14 protein-coding genes are annotated in these 24,101 nt (G+C 53.0%); 6 read left to right on the top strand and 8 right to left on the bottom strand.

Going from position 1 to position 24,101, the window contains the following annotated elements; translation table 11 throughout:
- Positions 1 to 14 precede the first annotated feature (14 nt).
- From KJW29_RS25475 to KJW29_RS25455, 5 genes are all read right to left on the bottom strand, one after another.
- Positions 15 to 851, bottom strand: coding sequence for a carbohydrate ABC transporter permease (locus KJW29_RS25475; protein WP_214626738.1), 837 nt, complete (start codon positions 849 to 851; stop codon positions 15 to 17).
- 13 nt (positions 852 to 864) lie between these two features.
- Complete coding sequence (locus KJW29_RS25470) at positions 865 to 1,815, bottom strand: carbohydrate ABC transporter permease (protein WP_246608377.1); 951 nt, start codon at positions 1,813 to 1,815, stop codon at positions 865 to 867.
- Positions 1,816 to 1,940: 125 nt separating this feature from the next.
- Positions 1,941 to 3,422 carry an ABC transporter substrate-binding protein gene (locus KJW29_RS25465; protein ID WP_246608376.1) on the bottom strand — a complete coding sequence of 494 codons (1,482 nt, stop codon included), beginning with the start codon at positions 3,420 to 3,422 and terminating at the stop codon, positions 1,941 to 1,943.
- A gap of 28 nt (positions 3,423 to 3,450) precedes the next feature.
- Entirely contained in the window at positions 3,451 to 7,230 is a 3,780-nt protein-coding gene (locus KJW29_RS25460) for a DUF4838 domain-containing protein (protein ID WP_214626737.1), read from the bottom strand.
- Between the two features lie 243 nt (positions 7,231 to 7,473).
- The gene (locus tag KJW29_RS25455; protein WP_214626736.1) at positions 7,474 to 9,726 is read right to left on the bottom strand and encodes a helix-turn-helix domain-containing protein; all 2,253 of its coding nucleotides are present in this window, start codon (positions 9,724 to 9,726) and stop codon (positions 7,474 to 7,476) included.
- A gap of 154 nt (positions 9,727 to 9,880) precedes the next feature.
- Here KJW29_RS25455 and KJW29_RS25450 point away from each other — a divergent pair, with 154 nt between their 5' ends.
- Positions 9,881 to 11,455, top strand: a complete 1,575-nt coding sequence (locus KJW29_RS25450) for an extracellular solute-binding protein (RefSeq protein ID WP_214626735.1) — start codon at positions 9,881 to 9,883, stop codon at positions 11,453 to 11,455.
- Positions 11,456 to 11,523: 68 nt separating this feature from the next.
- On the opposite strand, the gene KJW29_RS25445 is transcribed toward KJW29_RS25450, so the two are convergent.
- Entirely contained in the window at positions 11,524 to 14,085 is a 2,562-nt protein-coding gene (locus KJW29_RS25445) for a TIM-barrel domain-containing protein (protein ID WP_246608895.1), read from the bottom strand.
- Positions 14,086 to 14,151: 66 nt separating this feature from the next.
- Positions 14,152 to 15,744 carry an FAD-dependent oxidoreductase gene (locus tag KJW29_RS25440; RefSeq protein WP_214626733.1) on the bottom strand — a complete coding sequence of 531 codons (1,593 nt, stop codon included), beginning with the start codon at positions 15,742 to 15,744 and terminating at the stop codon, positions 14,152 to 14,154.
- Positions 15,745 to 16,026: 282 nt separating this feature from the next.
- On the opposite strand from KJW29_RS25440, the gene KJW29_RS25435 reads away from it, so the two are divergent.
- From KJW29_RS25435 to serS, 5 genes are all read left to right on the top strand, one after another.
- Positions 16,027 to 16,743, top strand: coding sequence for an N-acetylmannosamine-6-phosphate 2-epimerase (locus tag KJW29_RS25435; protein WP_214626732.1), 717 nt, complete (start codon positions 16,027 to 16,029; stop codon positions 16,741 to 16,743).
- A gap of 10 nt (positions 16,744 to 16,753) precedes the next feature.
- A complete protein-coding gene (locus KJW29_RS25430; RefSeq protein ID WP_214626731.1) occupies positions 16,754 to 17,626 on the top strand; it encodes a MurR/RpiR family transcriptional regulator in 873 nt (290 codons plus the stop codon).
- An 11-nt stretch (positions 17,627 to 17,637) separates the two neighbouring features.
- The gene (locus KJW29_RS25425) at positions 17,638 to 18,831 is read left to right on the top strand and encodes a glycoside hydrolase family protein (protein ID WP_214626730.1); all 1,194 of its coding nucleotides are present in this window, start codon (positions 17,638 to 17,640) and stop codon (positions 18,829 to 18,831) included.
- Positions 18,832 to 18,869: 38 nt separating this feature from the next.
- Positions 18,870 to 19,838 (top strand): ROK family protein, encoded by a 969-nt coding sequence (locus tag KJW29_RS25420; protein ID WP_214626729.1) that lies wholly within the window; start codon positions 18,870 to 18,872, stop codon positions 19,836 to 19,838.
- Positions 19,839 to 20,215: 377 nt separating this feature from the next.
- Entirely contained in the window at positions 20,216 to 21,502 is a 1,287-nt protein-coding gene (gene serS, locus KJW29_RS25415) for a serine--tRNA ligase (protein WP_214626728.1), read from the top strand.
- 196 nt (positions 21,503 to 21,698) lie between these two features.
- On the opposite strand, the gene KJW29_RS25410 is transcribed toward serS, so the two are convergent.
- Positions 21,699 to 24,023, bottom strand: coding sequence for an AraC family transcriptional regulator (locus KJW29_RS25410; RefSeq protein WP_214626727.1), 2,325 nt, complete (start codon positions 24,021 to 24,023; stop codon positions 21,699 to 21,701).
- Positions 24,024 to 24,101: the final 78 nt, after the last annotated feature.

Genomic DNA, 24,101 nt, shown 5'->3' with positions numbered 1-24,101 from the left:
ACGAAGCAATCGATCTAACCTTTAACCGCGCCGAGCGTCGCGCCTTCCATGATCCACCGTTGAAAGAACATAAACATGATGATCGAAGGCACCATCGCGATCATCACTCCGGCAAACATGGTCACCCAATCCGATGTGTACTGCATCATTTGATTCGCCGCGTACATACTGACGCCGATCGTGTATTTCGACTGATCGCTCAAATAAATGAACGGTCCCAGGAAATTATTGTACAGTCCCAAAAATTTAAAGATCGCCACCGTCACGATGCCCGGAATCGATAAAGGGAATATAATGCGCATGAAGACCTGGAAAATCGACGCTCCGTCCAAAAATCCGCTTTCTTCCAGCTCCTTGGGCAACGATCGCATGAAACCTCCCAGAAGCATAAGGAAAAATACATTTTCCCCGAGACTGTCGAGCAAGATGAGTCCGGTCAGACTGTTCGTGAGATGCAGCTCCCGCATCAGCACATATTGCGGAATCAACGCATTGATTCCCGGCAAAAACAAGGATAGCATGATGAGCGCCCACATCAGCTTCCGGCCTTTAAAGGAAATGCGGGTTAGCGCGTAGGCGTTAATCGTTGTCAGGAACGTGCCCAACACAAGACTGACTCCGACATAATAGAGCGTATTCAGCATCGCATTTCCGATGCCGTATTTGATCCAGGCATTTTTATAGTTCATCCAGTTTAACGATTCGGGCAGCGCCCACACATCTTGAAAAAACGACGGATTTGATCGCAGCGATTGATAAAACACCCATAAAAGCGGAAACAATATCGCCATGGACCAGGCGATCAGCAAAACCCACCAAACAACATCGATGATCGTACGTTTCTCTCGCATGCCTTCCATCCTCTCAATATTCAACCGACCGGTCAGGCATATATTTATCCATCAGCAATTTTGCTGTCACCAAAATGACAAACAGAAGCATGCCCACAGCCGAAGCGTAACCATAGTTATGATTTTCTGTTCCAAAAGCAAGATTGAAAATATATAGTCCGACTACATCCGTTGCTCCCGCGGGACCGCCGTTCGTCAGGATCAATTGTTTCTCGAATCCTTTCAGGGTGCCCAGAATCAGAAACAGCGCGCTTATGCGGACAATCGGCATAATCAGCGGTATCGTGATGCGAAATAAAATCGTCATATGGCGTGCCCCTTCCAAAATGGCCGATTCATAAAGCGACTTCGGAATGGTTGTCATGGCATTCATGAAAATAATGACGTAGAGGCCCACGCCTCCCCATACGTAAGGCGGTACAATCGCGGCAAGCGCGGTTCTGGCTTCGCCAAGCCAATAAAAATTGCCGATCGGCACACCAAGCAGCCGCAGGAAATCGTTTAACAACCCAAAACTTCCGTCATAGATAAATGTCCAGAGCAGGGCAATCACGATGGTAGAGAGCACATTCGGGAAAAAAAACAGCACTTTAAAAAAGGATGTTCCTTTATAGCCTTTATTGGCAAGCAAGTATCCCAATAGCAGTGAGATGGAGATAACGGCGATAGGCACGGTCGCCATGTAGAACAAGTTGTTCAGCAACGCCCTCCACACGTATTTATCCTGAAACAATGTCACAAAATTGCTCAAACCAACAAATTCCGGCTCGGAGATGCCATTCCAGTTCAATAAAGAATAATAGACCGACAACATATTCGGGTAGAGCGTAAACAGCAAATATCCCCCAAAGGCAGGAGTTAGCGCCAACAGCAAAAAGAGATTTCGCTGCATCTTCGCATTTCTCAACCCATCTTTCCACAAACCGGAAGCTGGGGATCGTTTGGCGCGCGACAGTCGATTCAATTCGGCAACTCCTTTCTGTATTAGAATCGATTATGCATGTTTCCGCTGTATTGGCGACAAAGGATGATTAACCGTGAATACTTTGCCGCCAATACCAGCGGGGAGTCATTTCCTTGCAAAAGCTATTATTTCTGTGCCTGTATCGCCTTTTCGATTAACTTTTCCGCCTCCTCGAGAATAGGCAGAGGTTCCTTATTTCCTGATGTAATGCCGATCGTGCCTTCCTGAATGACCTTGTTCGCTTGAGAGACGCTCGGGTCCGTTAACGTCCGATCCCGAACGGCCCCCTCCATTTTTGTGTTGTTGGCATTCATGTACTCGAACATCGCTTTCGGCGCATTCTGCAACTTGCCGGCTCTCGTCTCGTCATCGGAGAAGTCCTGGCGCACCGGCAATTGTCCGCCTTTCTCGGCGATGACCTCCTGTACGTCCAGATTCCACATCCAAACATTAAATTCTTTGGCCCATTGCTTGTTCAAATCCGGCTTGCCCGCCCAGATGTAGTGACCATTGCTTGCCGTGGAGCGAATCCATCTGGTACCGTCCGGGTCGTCGCCCATAGGAACCGACATATAACCCCAGACGAACTCAGGCGGCAACGCCGACTTCATTTCGTTTTCCACATACACGCCGGTCGCTACCATCGCCGCCTGCCCCTGGATCATTTGCATTTGCGATTGAGTGTGCGACAAAGCCGCTACACCTTCCGGGAAATATCCTTTTTGGCCAAGCTCATAGATTCGTTTCCATACTTCGGTGCTTTCCGGCGAAAGATGCTGCGGCAAATTAAAGTTGCGGAAGTTTTTTGTAAACTCCTCCAAATTGCCGTTGATTTCAGCAAGCTCAAACATTTTGACTGGGCCGAATGCATGCTCGATATAATTCGGATATTGGCCCGGATACGTTATGGGAATGACTCCGTCCGCTTTGATTTTGGCCAGCAGTTCGACAAATTCACTCCAGGTATTCGGCGACTGGTTCCATCCCTTCTGCTCGAACAATAGTTTGTTAAAGAACAGGCCGGATCCGCTGGCGGCTACAGGCAACGCATAAAGTTTACCTTGGACGACATTGACCGAAGCTTCAACCGCTCCCGGCATTACCAGTTGCTTGAGCGTTTTGCCGTTTCCATCATATAAAACATGGTCCCACAGATCGTCCTGCGGCTCCAGCTTGCCTGCCAGGACAAGCGGCGTTACTCCGCCAGGAATCGTTCCATTGAACAGATCAAACATATCGTCGTCGTCATTGGCCGATATTTTGGCATTGATAATATCGCCGATCTTCGGAGAATATACGACCTCAAAGCTGACATTCGGGAATTTCTTTTTGAACGTGTCCATCGCATAATCGATATATTCGCGTCCCATACCGCCTTCAAAGAAACCGAATTTCAGCGTCACGGCCTCGTCCTTCGGCAATCCGTTCTCCGGATATACGTCATCCTGGGCCGTGGCCGTCGGGGAACTTGTATTCGGCGCCCCGCTTGCCCCATTCGTTTCTTTATTTGTTTTGCCATTCCCGTTGCCGCTGCAGGCTGCCATGGACATCGCTAGCACCAAAGCAAGGAGCGCAACCACAATCGATTTCATTTTAACTGCCTTCATTGAAAGTCCCCCTAATCGTTTCTATTAGTCAACTGCCGCTCGCCGCATTAAAAAATTGCACATCGTCGATATAGAGCTCTATCGGCTGCGCGCTTTCAACCAGGAAATTAAGACGCACTTTACCTACTGCTATACCGTTAACCGTTGCGGGAATTTCTCCTGTAAGCCGTGCTTCCAGCCATACGCCTTCCGCATCCTCCAGAGCAGTCACAGGAGAACGCACGGTGCTGAAATTGAGCCAATTGCCCTGATCATCCAGCAAATCGAATCCCCACTGCATGCTCGTCGACGTATTGCCGCCTGCAGGTATATGGTAATGGAACGAGAAGTCTACCAAACCCGGCTGAACGGAAATCACCTGGCTTGGGCCGCCCCAGCCTTTTCCATAAACCATCATGCTCGCGTTATCCGTATATCCCGTTCCTTCCACGCGCTTAATGGCTCGGGACGATGTCGATCGGGACAACAGCTCCCACGGCGGCGCTTTTGTCGCATCACTCGGCTCGCTATTCTGGAAGGAGGGGTTAAGCACCAGGTTGGGCTCGGATACCGCTTGCAGCAGCATGGTCGCAAACTCTCTGGCACGGAGGGAGGAATGTGTCGCCCCCAGATCGGCTGCGCGAGCCCGCACGGGTCCGCCGCTTGTCTCCTGTTCCCTCATGTATTCGACGAGCTGCCAAAACTCGGCGACATTCCAGCCCGACCACATCAACTGATTAAACGATCTGGCATCAAAAGGTTGAAAGAGCGCCGGATCGCTTCTAAATTGCTCCAGTAACACAATTCGTTTTTCGGCCATCTGCAGCCTTTCTTCAAAGGTGTCTACCGCTTCTTCCAGCAAGACAAGCGCTGCGGCCGTATCGGCAGGCGGTTCATTGGCTTGCGGATAACTCAGGACGGACGCTTCGTAATACTCGAAGGCTTTCATAAGCAGATTTGCTCTGGCCTGCTGCTTATCCGTGCCCGCGTTCGCAACGACCTGCTCCAGCAGCCCTCTGCTAATCGAGATGTCTTCAGCTGTGACCGCCTTCAGATAAGAAGGATTATGAAAGGTTTGATAAATGGCGCCGGGTAAAAACCAGGGTTCCTCGATCGCCCGTTCCGTCCAGAATTGTTCCCAATGCTCATAATAGTCTTCCAGATAGGGAGCCGCTGCTACGCCAACCGCCCGCGAATACCATTCCTGGAGCAGTGCATCAACGTTCAGTTCGGGATCCCAAAGCAGCTTCGCCGCTACCCATGCCTTTGCTCCTTCGCCCCAATTCGGATACAGCTCGGCGTATAGCGATGTTACTCCCCGATCATGGGCAATTCGGAAATTGTCCGCCATCAAATGCGGGTATACGCGCGGCACAAGATAGGGACTTCCATAAATATAATCGTAGTAGGCGACCTGCTGCGTAACCTGCAGCCAGCTGTCATGAGCCGCCAAATCCTCTGTCTTCTGATCGGGATCAAGCCAAGCTGTCCTATCCTTCGTAATAAAAGGAATAACACGCGGGTTCAGCGAAAACGATGGAGGTCTGTCAATCGCCTGGTACACAAGGAAGCCAAACCACTTGTCCGGGTAAACCTCCAGCACACGCTCTACAACCTGATTGACCCAATTGAAATAGACGGGAACCGGGTTGCTCTCGCAAAAACCGTTTCCATCGTTAGTGCCAAGTGAATACGATTGCGCCTTCGGATTCGCCTGGAAATAGGCGAGAATCTCCGAAACCGCCGCGTCGATCGTATCCGGATTCGAAAAGCACGGCTGCCATCCTTGTATCGAATTCGCTGCCGGAGGTATGCCATTCGGATAAAACTCCGGATTGCTCACCCCGTACTTGGATATCGGAAATAAATTATACATATTGTGATGAAAGCTGACCGGCGCGTTATAGAAACCTTGCATGCCGTTTCGCTGCGCCCATCTATATTGCTCCTGCCACACGCTTACGCTGTTGTTCGGCTTGGCATGCAGAGGACTGAACACCCGAAAATCGAATGCCGGTTCTTCGCGTACGATATCTCTGGCAACCAACAGGTCGCTGTGCTGCGGAACATCCTCGCCGTCAGGCCCGGGCATAAGCCAGCGCACGCCGGCATATCGCTCCAAGAAGTTGTTGACGCCGTTGACGGCTCCCCAAACGCCGGCTCCCGCAATGATGACCTGATGTTCTTGCGGATAGATAACAAAGCCGTCGCGACTTAGCCCCTCCAGCAAAATATCCAGCGCCGGATCATTGCCTGAAACGCTTTGGGCGGTGCCGAGACGGATCACGATCGTATCCGGATCGACTCCTTCGCTCAAATATTCCGCTTCCGTTAGAACGGGCAAAAGGGTGTTTGTAGATTTATGCACGTATTCGACAAGCGTATCAATGGCAGGGCTGCTGCTGGAAACGATCGGCTCGAAACCCGGATTCGTTATCGGCATGTCTTCGTCGCTGGCCGACTTCAGCGTTACGTCATCGAAGTAGAGATTGGCAGGAGCCATGCTGGTGAACAGGATCACCGCTGCGTAGGCTGCCGCCGGCGGCGCCGCGGCGGTGTACGACACGTCCTGCCATTCGGCCAAAGGTATCGCCTTGATTGATCCTTGCTGGGCGATCCTGACTTTATTGGCGTCATAGTAACGAATAAAGACTTGAGGATCTCTGCCGGATTCGCGATAGACGGCTGCCGAGAGCGTATAGGAGACGCCTCCGGTTATCGCGACGGGATCGCTTATTATCCCGTAGGACCCGTTATCCGCGGCTTGGATATGAAGGCTCTTGATGCCGGAGTGGCTGCGCTCATCGCTTACGGCAATACTTCCTGTCCCGTATTCTTGTTTCCAGCCCCGGATGCCGCTTGGCTCCGGTATTTCTTCTCTCTCATAAACCGTGTCGTCCACCACGATTACCGCATTGGCCTGTCCGTTACGAACAATCTCCAGCGGCGGCAACGTCGGCTCCGGCGTAGGTGTCGTCGTCGGCTCTGATGTCGGCTCATCCGTGGGTACGGGCGTTGACGCCGGTGTTGGCTCGTTGGCCGGTCCAGACGATGATGCAGGAGTCGGCGACGGATTGAGGGACGGTTCCGGCGTGGACGTGGGAGCCGTTGTTGGGCTTTGATTATTCTGCCCTTCTCCCGCTTGTCTGTAAGTTTCATAATTCGTCATAAATTCGAATGCGAGCCGGGCCGCCGCCTGGCGTTCCGCAAAATCTTGCGGTGCGAAACGGAGCGATCCATCGTTACCCGCGATCCCTTTCAAAAATCCGATGCGGAAAGCCAAGGCGACATAAGGTTTCGCCCAATCGGCAATGCTTTCGGCGTCGGACCACTTACCCGCGTTCCTTTCCTCCAACGCTTGTTTTTCCAGTCCAAAAGCGCGAATGTACAAAACGGCCAATTGTTCTCTTGTCACATAAGAGTCCGGCGAGAAAGTCGAAGCCGAAGTTCCTTGGACAATGCCTGCCGCGACAAGAGCGCCAATGTAGCCGCGATGCCAACTGCCTTCCGCAACATCGGAAAACCGCGTGGCTTCATCGGGCTGTTCCGGCAAACCCGATACAAGCGCCATGACTTTCGCCAGCTCCGCTCGCGTAATCGGCTTTAGAGGGGCAAACGTACCGTCTTTGTACCCATTGATAATGCCTGCCGCCGTTAATTGCTCAATTTCTTTCCGGGCATAAGAAGAATCGATGTCCGTTATCCGCGGCGCAGCCCCGTATATTTTCCCGGGTGCTTGAAAACCTCCAAGCGACAGAGTGGAAGTCAACAATAAGACAACAAGCAGCTTGGTTATAACGTTTCGTGCATACCGTTTAACGTAAAGCATGGATCATCCTCCTTGAAGCAGAAGTATGTTCTTCTAAAGCCGAAAGCCTTTTCATATCAATTCAACGGCGCTCCCCCTTCGCTTTCCAAATGCAGTTCCGTCACCCGGGACTAACCATAACACCTCCCTTTTTACCCGTATATATAGCCTTTTTGACCGTATCGACAAAAATTGAAAAACGGCCTCGAAAGCTTCGAAGCCGTTTCTGCGACGTTTTTTGACCGGTGCGACTTTAATTGAAATCTATGGAATCAAGTCCTTCCGATAGTTGCCCGGCGTGCTTCCCGTATATTTCTTGAACGCCCGGATAAACGTAATGCCATGCATATAGCCGACCTCCTCCGCGATGGACTGAACCGTCTTGTCCGGGTATGCCTTCAGAAGCTCGATCGCTTTCTCGATCCGGGTCTGCGACAAGTAGTCAATAAATTTAACCCCGAACTCCTCCTTGAACAGCCGGCTCAAATAACTGGCAGTCAAACCAAACTCTTTTTCCAAATGGGCGTGGGACAGATTCGAATCATTGTAGTGTTCATGGATATATTGCTTTACGCTGCGAATCAAATGATGATTATGTTTGCTCTCCCGCAAATCGCTCATTCTTCTGAAAGTATCCTGGAGAACTCCAAAACATTCTTTTTGTATCGTATCCAACGTTTCCTGCCGTCCCATAATTCCGTTTAATTGCGCATGCGGTCCATCGTTCCAGATCGTTTGAAATTCTTTGGGGAGTTCCGAGATTTCTTTGTGCAACTGGTAGATGAGGTAATTTAACATCCCGAGCAACTCATCTTTTGTAAATAACTGTTCGCGCCATTCCTCGAACAATTCGTGCCAATGACGTTCCCAGTCCACTTCGCCTGACCGAAAAGATTGGCCGACGGCACGGACGCGCTGCGATTGTTTAAGTATTTCAAGCGGCGGTTTGGCGGCGATATCCGTGTGTTTGATAATCCGGTTCATGCCGAGAGAGGCTTTATAATTCAGCGCTTCCAACGCGCTTTCGTACGATTCGACGACATTGGCGGCATCCTCTTGCCAGTTTCCTACGCCTACCGTAACCGTGTAAGGCAAATGCCGATTAACCCATGCTTTTAATCTCTCCATTAGCGAAAGCGCCTGTTCGTCTGCATTCCCGCCATGTTCCATAATGAACAACACGCCTAGCTGATGGCGCTCTATCCATTCCGACCATACACGGCATGTTTCCGTCTCCGCCATTTCATCAAGCGCCGAGTACATGACATGCTTTAGCAAGTACAGATCCCGGGAGGTATATTTGCCGGAAATGTCCTGGTAACCGTCAATTTCGACGATGGCAACAAGCAATCTGCTATGATCGATCGCCCCGCCGAACTGCTCGACTTCTTGCCGCCATTCATTCGTTTGTCCTGAAACCGCTCCCTCCAGCAATTGCAGGAACACATGCCGCTTGCGGTAAGCGAGATTTTCTTTGTTCTGCTCAAGCAGCAAGCTGGATTGATCAAGCAGTTTGTTGACTGCTGTCTCGATATACTTCAATTCATCGTCCCGGTCGGGAAGCGTCAGTTCCTGCCGCTTCTGCTGAAAGTATTCGGTCATGCGCTGCGAAATCATTTGAATCGGCCGGTAATTCCGGCGCGTTACAAAGATGAGCCATATTATTCCCCCGGCAATAGTCAGAAACCCGAGCGTTATCCATACGTAAAACAGGGTCGACACCCACTGCATGATGCCTCCTTCATAAACGCCGCTGCGAACCGTCCACCCCGTATACTCGGATTGGGCATTGGACCATTCCGCGCCGCTCTCCGGGCGTTCTCTCCATCGTTCCTTCATCGCATTCGGCCAATCGCGCGTAGCAACAACCCCGCCGTCGACATCCGACAGCTCGAAATAATTCAGCCCTGACGGCGTCATCCCGCGAATCAAATGGCTTAATCGTTCCGTGCTGACATTGACCACGACCAAACTGCGGTCGGATAGATTGGCATACTTGACCAAACTGACCACATCAACGGTCGAATCTCCCGATTGCTCGCGATATTCGCGGTTGCTCGTCCAGCGGAACGGCTGCAGCGAAGAAAGCTTCCGGCCAACAAACTGTTTGTCTCCGAATTCATCCAGCCTGATAAACGTTGTGGGACTTAAAACCATATTGTCCCTTGTCCGGTACAAATAGATAGAGTCAATAAGCGGATGGCTTTCCAGCAGCTCATTCAATACGATTGCCGTACGATAATCCCAATATTGCCTGTCCCGAATAGATGTTTCTTGAAAAAAAAGAGAGATCATATCATTCTCGAGCAATTGCCGATCTATTGCCAGATCAATCGATTGCAACGAATTGTCGATCATCTGCATCACGTTGTGGGCTAACATGTTGTTGGCCTTGTGGGCAGATTGTTTGCTTACCTCGCTCAGAGTCAAATATGCGATAAACAACAGGCTTAAGCAGATGACGAAAAAAACCGGCAAATAGGACAACTGGATTCGGTTTAACCGATTGATTCGCATAGGAGCCTCCGGAGCTTCGTAGTATATTAGGTCACATTCTACCTTCAATGATATAGCCCTGCAACGAATAATCTTTGCTATGGTTGAAATTTTGTTTATTTTGTCTGCTATAATGAGTATGATTATAGCAGCATGGCATGTGGGAGGAGATGCAGTGAAATTTGTCAAAATGAGTCTTGCCCTGTTCACGATTCTTGGCGTTATCCTGATCAATTTCGGGATGAAGGACAGCGGCAATGCCCAGACTCCCGTATCCCCGACGGCATACCATTCATTGGACAAACTTTCCTTGAATCTTTTTATCGACGCTCCATCCTCAGCCCGCTTGCCTGATCCGGCGAGCGATGTCGTGCGGCAGGAGATCGAAAAGAGATTTAATGTCGACCTTGATGTTACCGTGATGGCGCCTGGCGATGAATACAATTCAACCATCGCTTCATTGCTCGCTTCCAACGATCCTCCGGATATGTGGCTGGTCTCCAGACCGGACGGAGGCGCCAAATATATACTGGACAACGTGTTGGCGGACATGACGCACTACATTGCGCCGGATACCATGCCAAACTATTTTAAGCACTGGATCAGTGAGAAGGAACTGCGCGAATACCAGATGCAGAATAAATTTGCGCGTGCTCCGGTTCCTTATGACAAACAATCGTACCGGGCTTATTATATACGAAAAGACTGGCTGGTCAATCTCGGCATGGACATTCCGAACCATTACGAGGAATACGTCGATGTTTTGAGAGCGTTTACCTTCAACGATCCGGACAAGAACGGCCTCGACGATACCTACGGTTTTTCGACAGCCGGGAACGGGGTATCCATCTCGCTGGAATGGCCGGAATATGTCAAGAACGGATTGTTATTCCCGTCGTACTACGGGGACGATCATCTGGTGGATATGCAGACGGACCTGCGCGTCGGACGAGTTGTCGATGACATTCTTAACGTGATCGACGAAGGAGTGGTCGACCCGGATTGGTTTCTAAATAAAGGAAACAAACCCGTGGAGAAAGCCATTCAGGGCAAAGTGGGGGTCATAATGGGCGAAACGGCGGATTTCGCTTTTGATTCCAACCCAAGAAGCGTCCAGGCGCGCAGTAAGGAGAGCAACCCTGCCGCGGATTGGGTGCCCTTTAACCCGTTCGGCAATCAGCCGTTGCGAACAAGCGTCACACCCGACTATTCGTTTGTTTTTTCCAATAACGCCGCAGGTCAGAATCCGGAAAAATTAAAGAGGATCGTCGATATTCTTGACTGGATGGCAGGCGAAGAAGGATTTTTGCTGACCCATTACGGCCTGGAAGGAAAACATTACACGCGTAAAGGAAACACGATTACGTTAATGACGGATGCTATTGAAAAAGACGTGCAAGAAATGGGAGATCTATTTGAAATATGGAGCTTTTTCACTCCCCGAACTCCCGAAGTGTTGGGGCTTACCGTTTTAGACCCTCGGATCACCGAGCGGGATAAGGCGGTTTACCGCTCGCTTGTATCCTTTCCTGTACGCGAAGGATTGGGAACTACGCTCACTCCCCCTCTAGGTATAGATGTAGACGCTATGCGCTCGAGGCAAAATGAATTGCAGGTCAAGATGCTTTTCTCCGACAAATCGGGGGAATACTGGCCGGAATATCGTCAGGAAATTATGGACTTCTACGAAGGACATCAAATTTTTCGTCAGTATGAGGAGAAAATTCGGGCAGCGCGCATAAATCGCTAACATGGCGGGGAACTGTCGCGGGACGAAGCTCCAAACGGATGGCTGCCGACCCGCATTTGCAATAAGCCTTACAATTTGATCTCGCCGGGAGTCATTCCCCAATAGTTGCGGAACACGCGAATAAAATAACTTGTTTCCTTGTAACCGGTGAGGCTCGAGGCAACCGCGACAGTAGACCCGGACAACAGCAGTTCCTTGGCCAGCGCCATCTTCTGCTCCAGCACATAGTCGGAAAAGGATAACCCGACATCTCTCTTGAAACAGCGGCTCAAATAGGCAGGGCTGACATGCAAGCGCGAAGCGATCTCATGCAACCTTAGTTCACGGTCAATTTCGAGCTTGATCATATCCGTTACCTGGCTTGCGAGTTTATATATTTGTCCGACCCCGACTTTATTCTCCAATTCCGTGGCCGTACGCCTTGTATGGTCACGCCGGGGTTTCTCCTTCGTCGTTTGCAAAGCGCCGTACAACAATTCGACACGCACGGTCAACTGGTTTTCCGGTTCATTCAGTGTCATCCGGAGCGTACTCGATTTCCGTTGATAGGACCAGCAGTCGGGAGGGAGCCCCTTGCGCCCGGCTGTCGTCTCGCGCCATTCCGAATCGTCAACGGTCACTGCAGACGGCTTTTCCGCAGAATGAAAAACAACGCTCCAGATTCGCTGCTTCGGCATTCCGGCATATTGTCCTTTCCGCCGGTCAATCTTCAGCAATATGCGCTCCTCGTTGACATGGCAAGTCATTTTTGTAATTGCCGACTCCCCCTGCAAGTAACCAAACGTCTGCCCATCGTCTTCGTATAAGGTAAATTCGCCTTCTCTGCCAGGGTACACATGCAGTTCCAACCGATCGAGGGGTTTCTGCCCGACATAGTCCATCTCCGGCCACATCGGTATGATCGACCCGGCACGTACGAACAGGGGACCACCCGCATGAGCGGGAAGGCGACAGACAACCTCGCTTGATCCGAAATATCGTTCGTCGGTCCAGAAGTCGAACCATTCGCCGGCAGGCAAATACACCCGGTCCGTGAATACCCCGACGAGCAGGTTGTCTCCAAACATATATTGGTTTGGCAGTGAATCTGAACGGGAATCGTGGGGGAACGCCAGCGGCATCGCCCGGGTAATCGGCAACCCGTTACTAACGGCGGCGTGCGCCGCAGAATAGATATAAGGTATCAGCTTATAACGCAATACAGCGTATTTCCGGAAAATGTCCAGCAGATTCTGATCGAGAAGCGTTGGATGGCGCCAATATGCCCAACTGTTCACGTTCGCCCATGGCTGAAAAAAACCAAAGTGAATTCCCTCGGGCGTATGCAGATTTATAGCGACGCTCATATGCGGTATACCCGATAAACCCATATTGAGAACGGTCAAATGCGGCGAGCTTCTTCCTCCCGACCACATCGCCGCATATTTTTGAATGCCCGTATATCCGATTGGCGAATAGATCATCGGCCGACGACCCGTTTGTCCCGCGAATCCTTCGAATAGGATGCGGCTCACTGAACCCGGATGTGTCAAGCTGAAAGAATCTTCCGGCTTTTGCGGGAGAGAAGGAGGATACGTTTGCTCCCCTATCTGAACCTCCGTGCATAGCTTGAACCCGTCTACGCCTTGAGCGACAAACCGCTCCAGATCTTTGTACCACTTTGCATCTCGGCGGGAGGGTTCCCCGATATCGGAACTTTCTCGGAGCGGAAGGCCAAGACTTAATTTGAAACCCATCGTCTGCAGAACTCCCAGAAACGTGTGCGCGCCCTCCGGCATCCATGCCGGAATATAGAATCGATCGGGGTGCCAATTGATGGATGTCCCGTAATCGAAAGGTTTGTCCATCCAGGTGGGCTCCAGCCCGATCATATCGCAAGGGATATGATCGCGTCTGAATTTCAAAGCGTCCTCAATCATATCGCGCGCCGTCGTCTGCCGGTTGCAGACGAATGATAGCCCATATGCCCAGATCGGCAGCATATACGAAGAGCCGACCAATTTCGTGTACTTGTCGAGCAAGCCGGCCAGATCGCGATCGGCTATCAAATAAAAGGCCAGTTCGTCCTGCTTTCCGCGAATACGCAAAATGTCCGGCAAGTCGCAACCGACATCGAATTCATGTTCCCGGTCGCTATCGATAAGCAATGCCCAGCCGGCGGTCGACATAATGAAGGGGATAGGGGCATGTACACGATTGTCGCGCAAACGAATAGAAATCTTATGACCTCTCTTCATCAACGGGGTGTCATACTGGTCGCCCAATCCGTACAGGCGCTCCTCCTCCGCCAAAACAAACGCCGTTTCGAAGCCATCCGGATCGCCCCCATAAGCCGGCTGGTCCTGTCGGGTCAGCAGACGGCCCCCTTTGTCCCGAAACGTGATCTCCCCCGTGCGCCGATTTACCTGAATGACAGCCTCTTCCACGCTAAGACTGACTCTTTCCTCATTTTGCTCCGTAACCCGGCAGGCAACTTGCGGAATCAAACGATCCGTGTCGAGCCAAGTCAAAGGGGGACTTGCGTCAAAGCAGTCTGTCCGGCTCACTCGAACATGGAAGGCGAACGGAGCTGCCGCTGCAATATGCAGATACGTCCCTTCCCCGGTTAGAATGGTTTCCGAAGTCAACATGCTTTTCACAAAAATCCCCCCGACGGTTTTTTGTTCATTTTAGCACATTTCCAATAGTATGCGATTTCAATTCATGATGTTTTCCGGCCAGGCAAGCTCGACCCCGTGTCGTTGCAATACGGTTTGAAACTCCGTCAACAGCTTTTGGTTGTTGCGCACGTTGCGCGGCGTCTCATTCCTTTCCAGACAGAACGCGGCAAGAGCGCCTGCCGCTTCACCGATGTTCCATTCCACCGGATGCAGACGATAGCTGCCATTCGTAATATGAGTCGTGCCAATATTTTTGCAAGCAGGCAACAAATTGTTCATTCGTACAGGAATCATGCTGCCTAACGGGATCTGGAATGGCAGAGCCGGCAAATGAATATAATGCCGGTTCCCGGTGCTCGGGTGAAGATCCATCGCATAGTAACCGATGCCAACAGAATCGTGAAAATTCTCCGCCTGGCCATCAGATCGGTCTTGCGGGTTAATATGCTGCTCAAGTATAGTAAATTCCGCTTTGATTCTTCTCGACTCGCGAATATATGGATACAGAGCCATACCATCCTCTGTTCCGAAGACATCCCGACGAAGACGAAATCCCGGATATCCGCATTTGCCGTCCGGCCTCGGCGCTTCCGTCTGCAACCAATATAAAAGCGACAAACTCAATTGTTTGGCTTGATAGAGATGACGGGATCTCTCCTCTTCGCTGACATCTATGATCGAACCCAGAAAATAATCATTCTGCGGCCAATTGACAACACTAACATCCCCGGGAAAAGTGCCTGGCAAAAAATTGTTTTTGTCCGCCAGACGCCGATAAGTAAGCAAAGAGAAGCCTTCCCAGAACGACAAACCTTTGCCTCCCGGCAATAAATCGTAATAAACGGGCTCCAGGGTAGTTGGTCGAACACCGGCCAAGCTTAGCAATCGATCCGGCCAAAAATCGGGACGATACGATCGCCAAAACTCGTAATCTGCGGGTTTGTCGATGGTATGATTCTCGCCTTCCAAATAATCGACGACAAAACAATGCGTGATGGATTGCATGTCCTGGGGATCGGCAGGGCCGTCAAGCGCATGCCGCTCTCCTGTCTCGGAACGGGATTCCGACCCCGTAACGTATTCCGTTCCGGTAAGCGGAAGCAGATCCCCGCAATCCGTGGCATCAAGGTAATATTGCCCTACAGCGATCGTGCTTGCTCCCGATAATACGTTCCGCAATGTGACGGAGCGAATGCGATCTCCATCCGTCTCCGCAGTTTCTGCCCGGCAATGCGTCATCACGACCAGCTTTCCGCTGTGCATATACGGTGCCAGCATTTCCAGAAGCACCGCAAGCGCTGCTCGGGGGTCATGGCTTATGCGGCTAACCTTGGCGTTGCCCGGATTCAGGAGCAGATCCGCGGCAGCTTGATCGGACAACGGGAAATTCCTTCGGTAATATTCCCTTACTCCATTACGAAATTTACGGTAATTCGACGTGCAACCGAACTGTTCGATCCATTGGTGCTCGTCGGGAGGAACCGCCTGACTGGTCAATTGCCCTCCAATCCAGGCCGTTTCTTCCGTCATCAAGACCGTTTTCCCCATAGCCGCTGCTGCAAGAGCGGCAGCGCAGCCGCCCAGACTCCCCCCGATAATAACGACATCGGCATTCGTTTCGCGTAACATAGTTTCACCCTCCGAATTTATAAAGTCAATGCCCCTACATTATATCTCCCACAAGATCCTGGAATAAGTGAAGATGATGACCAAAAATGATACTTTGATGACCTTGGAATCATGTAGTTTTCATTCTCGAAGCGAGAGTTCTCACGGCGGCTACCGGTAGAGGATAGAGGCGAATAAAATAAAAATATTTTCTTTTTATAATTAATAAAAAAGAGAAAAGTTCTTTTTTATTGCAGAGGCATATGCTAGAATGGGACTAAATCATAACTGGCAGGTGAACCCATGAATGCAATGATCAAAAGTCTCAGGCATGGATGTATCGTCTCGTGCCAGGCGCTGGAGGATGAGCCGTTATTCGGAGCATCGCATATGGCGGCAATGGCCGTGGCGGCGGAACAGGGGGGCGCTGTCGCGATCCGCTGCAATTCGCCGGCGGATATCGCGGCAATCCGGCAAGCGGTGTCTTTGCCGCTGATCGGACTATACAAGCGAGATTACGACAATTCCGATGTGTATATTACGCCAACGATGGAAGAAGTGAAGGCTGTCGTTGAAGCCGGAGCCCATATGGTCGCCATAGACGCAACTTCGCAGCCAAGGCCGGACGGCAGAACCATTGCCGAATTTATTGCCGAAATCAAGGCGGTTTATCCGCAGGTGCCAATCGTTGCGGACATCTCTACGTTCGAGGAGGGGGTCCATGCGATGGAATTGGCCGTCGATCTGATATCGACGACATTGTCCGGCTACACGCCGTATAGCGAGCAACAATCGGAACCCGATCTTGCGCTGGTTAAGCGGCTCGCGGACTTGAACCGCACTCCCGTATTGGCGGAGGGGCGGATTTGGACGCCGGACCAATGTCTCGAATGTTTGCGCGCCGGCGCGTACGCGACAGTCGTCGGGACGGCGATTACGCGGCCGCGGGAGATTACGAAACAGTTTGTCCATGTGATCCGTGGTTTCGGCGAACATTCGCAACCAGCCCGGAAGAAGTAGGTGGCGGGAAATGAAGAAAAAAACATCAATCAAGGGGAATGCCAACACGCTGCTGACGATTTCCAGCTTATATTCGTCCATGACGAAAGCCGAAAAGAAAGTGGCGGATACGGTGTTGAACGATCCGGAAGCGGCCGTTCATTATACGGTAACGGATCTATCCGAGAAGGCCGGCGTTGGCGAAACCTCGGTCATTCGCTTCTGTCGGAGCTTGGGCTTTAGCGGCTATCATGAGTTCAAGCTGTCGATCACCGTTACGGTGCTAAATGCGGTGAAAGCGGAGACCGAGGAGGAGGTGGAGGAGGGCGACTACCCGCTCTCCATCATGAACCGAGTCACCGCCATTCATACGAAGGTCATGGCGGATACGAGAGCCTTGCTGGACCCGAAATCGTTGATGCAGGCCGCAGAGTGGTTACTGTCGGGCAAGCGCGTTCATTTTATCGGCGTAGGTTCGTCGGGCATTACCGCCCAAGACGCGTATTACCGGTTCATGCGGCTCGGCTTGCCCGTGACAGTGCAACAAGACGCGCATATTATTGCGATGTCGGCGTCGCTGCTAGGCAAAGACGATATTGTGTTCGGCATCTCAACGTCGGGCAGCACCAAGGATCTGGTCGATCCGATCAAGAAGGCGAAGGCGAGCGGCGCCACCGTCATTTGCCTGACCAGTCACGCCAGGTCGCCGATTACGCAGGTTGCCGATGCGATTTTGTTGGTGCCCACCAAGGAATCGCCGCTTCAGGGAGGGGCGCTTTCGACGAAAATCGCGCAAATCCAGGCCATTGACATGTTGTCCGCCATTGTAGAGTCTCTCTCCAGGGAGAGGACTTCGGAAGCGATCATGAAGACGGCCAATGCCGTAGCGGACAAGCTATATTAAGGAGGCAGGACATGAACAGCCAGACGTATTTGACAAGCGTAGAAACGTGCATGGAGTGGATCGAGTCGCAAATGCTGACGTTCGACGGCGGCTATCACGGCATGTACGAACGGATTCGGATCAATGAGCATATAAGGGTCAACTGGGTCAGGCCCGATTGCAATACGGAGCTGCTCAGAACTTTAACGGTGTACGAGCGGATCACCGGCTCCGATCGTTACGCGAAGCTGGCCGCGAAGATCAAGGAATGGGTGCTGCGCGTGCAGGATAACGATCCTATGTCTGTTTGGCACGGGAGTTTTCCGTTCTTTTTGGTAGAGGGGAATACCGTAACGGATTCGGGGAAAAAGCTTTACCAAAATGACAACGGCCGGATTATGATCGCGTTGCTCCATGCCTACGAAATCGACCGGGATCCGCGCCTGCTGGAAAGCGCGGCGAAAGTAGCCGATTACTGGATAGGCATCCAGCGTTCCGAAGGCAATTTTGTGCGGAAGGACGGCAAAACGTGGGAGCTTGCGAAAGGGCCGGACTTTGTGCTGTGGCTTGCGGCCGGCTTCCTGCTTCTGCATCAAGCTGCAGGCGGAGAGAAGTACAAAACGGCGGCATTGAAAGCTTACGATTATTTGCTCGCGCTTCAGCTTGAAGACGGCAGGATAAAGACATCCTACGAGCTGGAACTGACCGAAGATTGGAGACCTCTGTCCTCCGAGACGGCCAAAGCGCTGTATAGCTTCAGCGTGGCGTACCGTCTGACGAAGGACGAGCGTTTTGCAACAGCGCTGAAGAAGGCCGGCGCCTATACGCTCTCCTTGCAGCATGGAAGCGGCGGAATCTTGAACAACGACGCCCAGACGAAAGATGCCGCACTGCAAAACAACGAAAATCTATGCGATCTGGTCTATACGCAAGGGTTCGCTTTGATGGCGCTCATAGAGGCTTGGCAGGCTACCGGCGATGTTAACTACGAAGAAGGCGCGCGCAAGCTGGCAAACTTCTTGACGGACATCCAGTGCAAAGGCGAATCGCCGCTGTGGGACGGAGCTTGGCGCGGCTCCTACAATGCCGTAACCCGGCAATGGGACGGCAGGGCCGACCAGAACAACCATATCGACGAAGGCGGCATGTATTCGGTTTATACCGGCTGGACCGCGACGAATAATATGTTTGGTTTGCTGCGCTTGCATGAGCTTTCGCAAAAGTAGTTCAGTTCGGTTACGGCAAGTGAAAGGTGGGCGGAGAGTTGAACGGCAGAGATGATTCAATGGTTGAAGCACAGGAGCGCGCGGCGGCTGGCAAGGACGGGATGCATGTCATAGGAATGGATGTCGGCGGTACCAACATCAAGGCGGGCATCATAAGCCCGGATGGCGCGATAATCGGACTCGCTCAAGCTGCGACTCCCGTGAGCCAGGGCAAAGAGGCTATTCTCGCCTGCATGGAGGAAGTGGTCGGTCAGCTTCGGAACGATTATAGAGGGGAAATCGGAGCGCTTGGCATCGGCGCGGCCGGCCGAATCGACAGGCAAACGGGGACGGTGCTTTATGCGACCGATAATTTGCCGGGCTGGATGGGCACGCCGTTGAAATCGGTAATGGAGGCCAGGCTGTCGCTGCCTGTATTCGTGGACAACGACGTCAACGCGGCTGCGCTGGGAGAAGGTTGGCTAGGTGCCGGACGGGAGGCCAGGCATTATGTGCTGCTGACATTGGGAACCGGAGTAGGGGGAGCTCTCGTGCATGACGGCAAGCTGATTGCGGGGCCGCGCGGCGGAGCGGGAGAAATCGGACATATGATCCTGTATCCCGGAGGCATGGCTTGCAACTGCGGTCAGACCGGCTGTCTGGAGCAATATGCTTCCGGAACGGCCCTCAACCGTTCGGCGAAGCTCGTGGACAGCGGATGGGACAGTCGCGAGTTGATGCGGCAACTGGAGCTGGGACATGAACAGTCGCGAGCCGTTATAAGCCGATTCGTGTCCGATCTGGCAACCGGACTGGTCTCTCTGCAGAATTTGTACGATCCTGAGCTAATCATCATTGGCGGCGGAATTTTGGATACGCATCGATTGTGGTGGAGGGACCTGTTGGCGCGGCTTGGCTCCTGCACGGAGCAAGCGCTTAGCGTAAGACCAGCGGTGTTAGGCAATGAAGCGGGACTGCTTGGGGCCGCCCGATTGGCGTTGGACGAGTGGAATGCGGGATGGTCGTAGTCGAAGCCGTATTCGGTTCGAAGACTTGCGCAAGACCGATCGCATAAGCTATAATACGTAAAAATCGAATTCGACATTATGCCCGTGAAGAGAATCCAACTCGGAGGCGTACTCGTCAAGAGGATAGCAGCTCAAAGTACCGCAAGGTGCGGAGCAAGCGTGATTGATCCCGCGCCGCTTCGGTCAAGCGTCCTCCTAAGTTTACCGGAATCCGCCCGTTACCGCGGAACAAAGAGGATCGGACATGGCCATTGTCTGTCTGGTCAATTTGGGTGGCACCGCGAGTATAAGCGCTCCTCGTCCCAGTGGGATGAGGGCGCTTTTTGTGTTTTTTGAAGGTTTGAGGCATAGCTAACAAACAAAGGAGCGGTGTCACGATGTTGGACATGAAATGGATCAGGGAGCATGCGGCTGAAGTACAGCGGACGGCGGATCTCAAAGGAATCAAGTTGTCGATTGCGGAGCTGCTGGAGGCGGACGACGCCAGGAAGAAGGCGCAAGGCGAGACGGATGGACTCAGAGAGCGTCGCAATAAGCTGTCGGAGTCGATCGGCGGATGGATGCGGGGCGGCAACCGTGATGAAGCGGAACGAGGACGCGCCGAAGTGCGGGAAATAAACGGCCGCATCGGGGAGCTGGAGCGAAAGCTGGAAGAAGTCCTGCTCGCTGTAGAGAATCTGGCTGAACGCGTGCCGAATATCGTATCGCCGGATACGCCGATCGGGCAGTCGGATGAGGATAATGTGGAGCTGAAGCGGGTAGGAGAGCCGCCGGTCTTCGACTTCGAATGGCGGGATCATATGGCGCTTGCGGAGCTGCACGGACTTGTCGATGTGAAGCGAGGGGTAAAGACGGCGGGCAGCCGGCATTATTATTTGACCGGTACGGGCGTGCTGCTGCATCGCGCCGTCCAGCAAATGGCGCTGGACCTGCTGGTGGAGCGAGGTTTCACTCCGCTGGATGTGCCGCTGATGGCGCGGGCGGAAGCGATGAAGGGAACCGGCTTCTTCCCGCAAGGGGAGGATCAGACGTACCGGATTGCGGAAGAAGAGCGCTATCTGGTGGGGACGTCGGAGGTGCCGTTGGTCATGTTCTATGCAGGCGAGATTGTGGATGTCGACCAGCCGATCAAGCTGGCCGCGGCTTCGATGTGCTTCCGCAGCGAGGTCGGCTCGGCAGGGCGGGACGTGCACGGTCTCTATCGCGTGCATCAATTCGCCAAGGTGGAGCAGGTAGTCATTTGCCAGGCGGACGCGGAGCATTCGGAGGCCATGCTTCAAGAAATCACGGGACATGCCGAGACGGTGCTCCGCATGCTGGAGCTGCCTTATCGCCAGATGGCGGTCTGTACGGGAGACATGTCGCAAAAGACGTATAAGCAATACGATCTGGAAACCTGGATGCCGAGCCGCGGCGCTTACGGCGAGACGCATTCGTCGTCGAATTTGCTCGACTTTCAGGCTCGCCGTTCGAACATTCGTTACCGCGACGAGGAGGGGACGCTTCGTTATTGCCATACGCTCAACAACACGGCCGTAGCCAGTCCGCGCATCCTGATCCCGCTGCTGGAAAATCACCAGCGGGAAGACGGCTCGATCTACCTTCCGGAGGCGCTGCGTCCCTATATGGGCGGCAGGGCGGAGCTGGGCGTTCCGGAGAGGTAAGAGGCGGGCGGTAGCTGGCACCGCCAAGGATCGAGAGCTGCGCGTGGTGCGGATCGGGCAGGCTTGTCTACCTGCACGTCCGGGCTCATTGGCTTTTCTACGTTGCTCGTTTCGTTAAGGCCATATGCCTCCCCTCCGCCCAAGCGGGTTTCCTACCCGCGCCTTACCGGCTCCTTGCCTACTTCTTACCCGCACCTTACCCGCTCCGCTTCCGCTCGCGGTACTGGCCCGGCGTGACGCCCTCCTGCTTGCGGAAGGAGCGGATGAAATTTTGCGGGTTGTTGTAGCGCAGCCGCGCGGCGATATCCTTGATCGGCATCTCGCTGTCCGACAGCCAGCGCTTCGCCATGTTGAACCGGTACATCGTCAAATATTCGCTGAACGAATGGCCCGTCTCCTTGCGGAAGACGCTGCTCAAGTAATTGGCGTTGTAATGCAGACGTGCCGCGCATTCCTCAAGCGTCAGATCCGAATCGTAATGATGCTGGACGAGATCGATGATTTTCTCCGAAATATTATGGTATTGCGCCTCGCGTCTGTCTCGGAACACCTTCACCATGGGATGCACGACGCCGCTCCAGAACCACTCCTCGATCTCCGCGTGCGTAGGCAGCTTGAGCAGCTCCTCCAGCAGCGAGCTCTTCATGGGATGAATCTGACCTAGCCCGACGCCGGATTCCTGCATGACGACAAGCAGACTGTTCAGCAGCCGCGCGAGCGGAATCTGGTATTCCTGCGGACTGTGCTCCTCCGCGAAAACGGCTTGCAGGAATTGCTTCAGCAGTTCCTTGGAGGCGTCCTTCTCGGCCAGCTTGATCGCGTCGAGCAGCTCGTTCTCGATGTAAGAAGGGTAGCCAATGCCCCAAAACGGCTTGCCCTCCTGCTGCTCGAAATGCTCGTATTGAATAATAATGCCCGTACCGAGCTTCATCCGCTGCTTAAGCGCCTCGATCCCTTCGCGGCATGCGACGGAGAGATGATCGAAGGCCGTGAAAGGCAGGCTGAGGCCGATGCTGATCTGCACATTCAAGTAACCGGCAACCTGGCTCTGTACCTGTTCCGTAACGGCATACATCTCCTCGGAGAACCCCGTGGCATCCTCGGTGGCGCTCCCAACCACGACGACGATGGTACCGTCCATGGCAACGGGAGCCAGCCGGCCTTGCAACGGCACCAGCTCTTCTACGATATTTTGGACAGCAAAGAGCAGCAGCTCCAGATCGCCTTTGGTATAACGGCTGTCCTCCTGAAAGTCGATCTGCAGCGCCATGACGGCCATAGTCCGCCAGCTCTCGAACTGCTCGCCGTAGCCGAACTGCCGGAGCTTCTCCGGCATCGAGCTTCCCCGAACGTTGCCTTGCAGCGCGCGCATCAGGAAGAAGGCGCGCGCTTGCTGCACGTGCTGCTGGACCTCCTTCTCCAGTTGGGATTTGGACTGGAACAACCCGTGCACGCGCTCGCTGATGACCTGGAATTCGTTGCGGCTCCGCCTATCTGCGCGTCCGTCCGTCATGCGCTCGCCGACCTGGGCGAGCAGCAGCTGGATGGGCGAGTACATGCGGCGGGATCCGATCCAGGCAAGAAGCAGCGACACGAGCAGCATAAACAGGCAGATGTACAGCGTGTAGGCGCCGATTTTGACGGATTCCTTGGTCATGGCCGAGATGGAGGAAACCGACAGGTAATGCCAGCCGTTTAGTTCGGACCGGTAATACGTAACGGATTGTTTGCCCTGCTCTCCAGCCACGACGAAGTCCCCTGCGGCGTCGGTCAGGCGCTCGGCGGGCATTCCCGCGGCCTCGGCCGGTTGTCCAATGAGGGAAGGGTCGCTATGCAGCAGGATCCGGTTTTCTTCATCCAGAATGATCATATGCGCAAGCGTGGCGTCCGAGGTCTCCAGCTCTACGAGATCCTGCAGACTGCAGGCGGGAATATTGGCGACGGCGAGGCCATACTTCTCCAAACCCGACGTTGGAAGCTTCTTCACCAGGCTGATACTGTATGTGCAAGCGGCGGTGCCGCGGGCATTCTCCTCGGAGTAGAACCATTCCGACGGCGTCAGCACCCAGGACACGCCCTCGGGCGTATTTCGCAGCGAAGCCAGCTGTTCGTGGAAAGGGTAGCGGTCGAACGCATAGAGACCGGAGTTTTTGACCATCCAGTTGTGGCGCTCGTTAATCAGAATGACATCTTCCAGCTTCGTGTCAAAAGATTGCATATACCGGATCTCATTCTGGATATCGTTATAGGTCATGAAGTCGTCCGCCGACAGCGGCCCCTGAATGGCCCGCTTCAGGACGGTGGAATGAATCACCTGATTTAGCGTGTGGTTGACAGTCGTGAGCTTCTGCTCTACATTGGAGTTAATTTGCATCAGCAACTGGCGATTGCCGCTGGCCACGTTTTCCTGAATTTCCTTGGACGACGTCATGTAGGAGAACGACCCGATGAAGATAACCGGAATGGTGCCAAGCAGGCAGCCGAAGATCGTCAACTTGCTAAGAAAGGACAATGAACGCACGGACTTCTCCACCTTCTCTCTCTAGATTGCGTCGCTGTTACCACTATTTTAGTAAACGCATACATGCGGGACAATAAT

Source organism: Paenibacillus agaridevorans, assembly GCF_018604145.1.
Classification (GTDB): Bacteria; Bacillota; Bacilli; order Paenibacillales; family Paenibacillaceae; genus Pristimantibacillus; species Pristimantibacillus agaridevorans.
The sequence above is the reverse complement of the archived record's forward strand: the minus strand, read 5'-3'. Positions and strand labels throughout refer to the sequence as shown.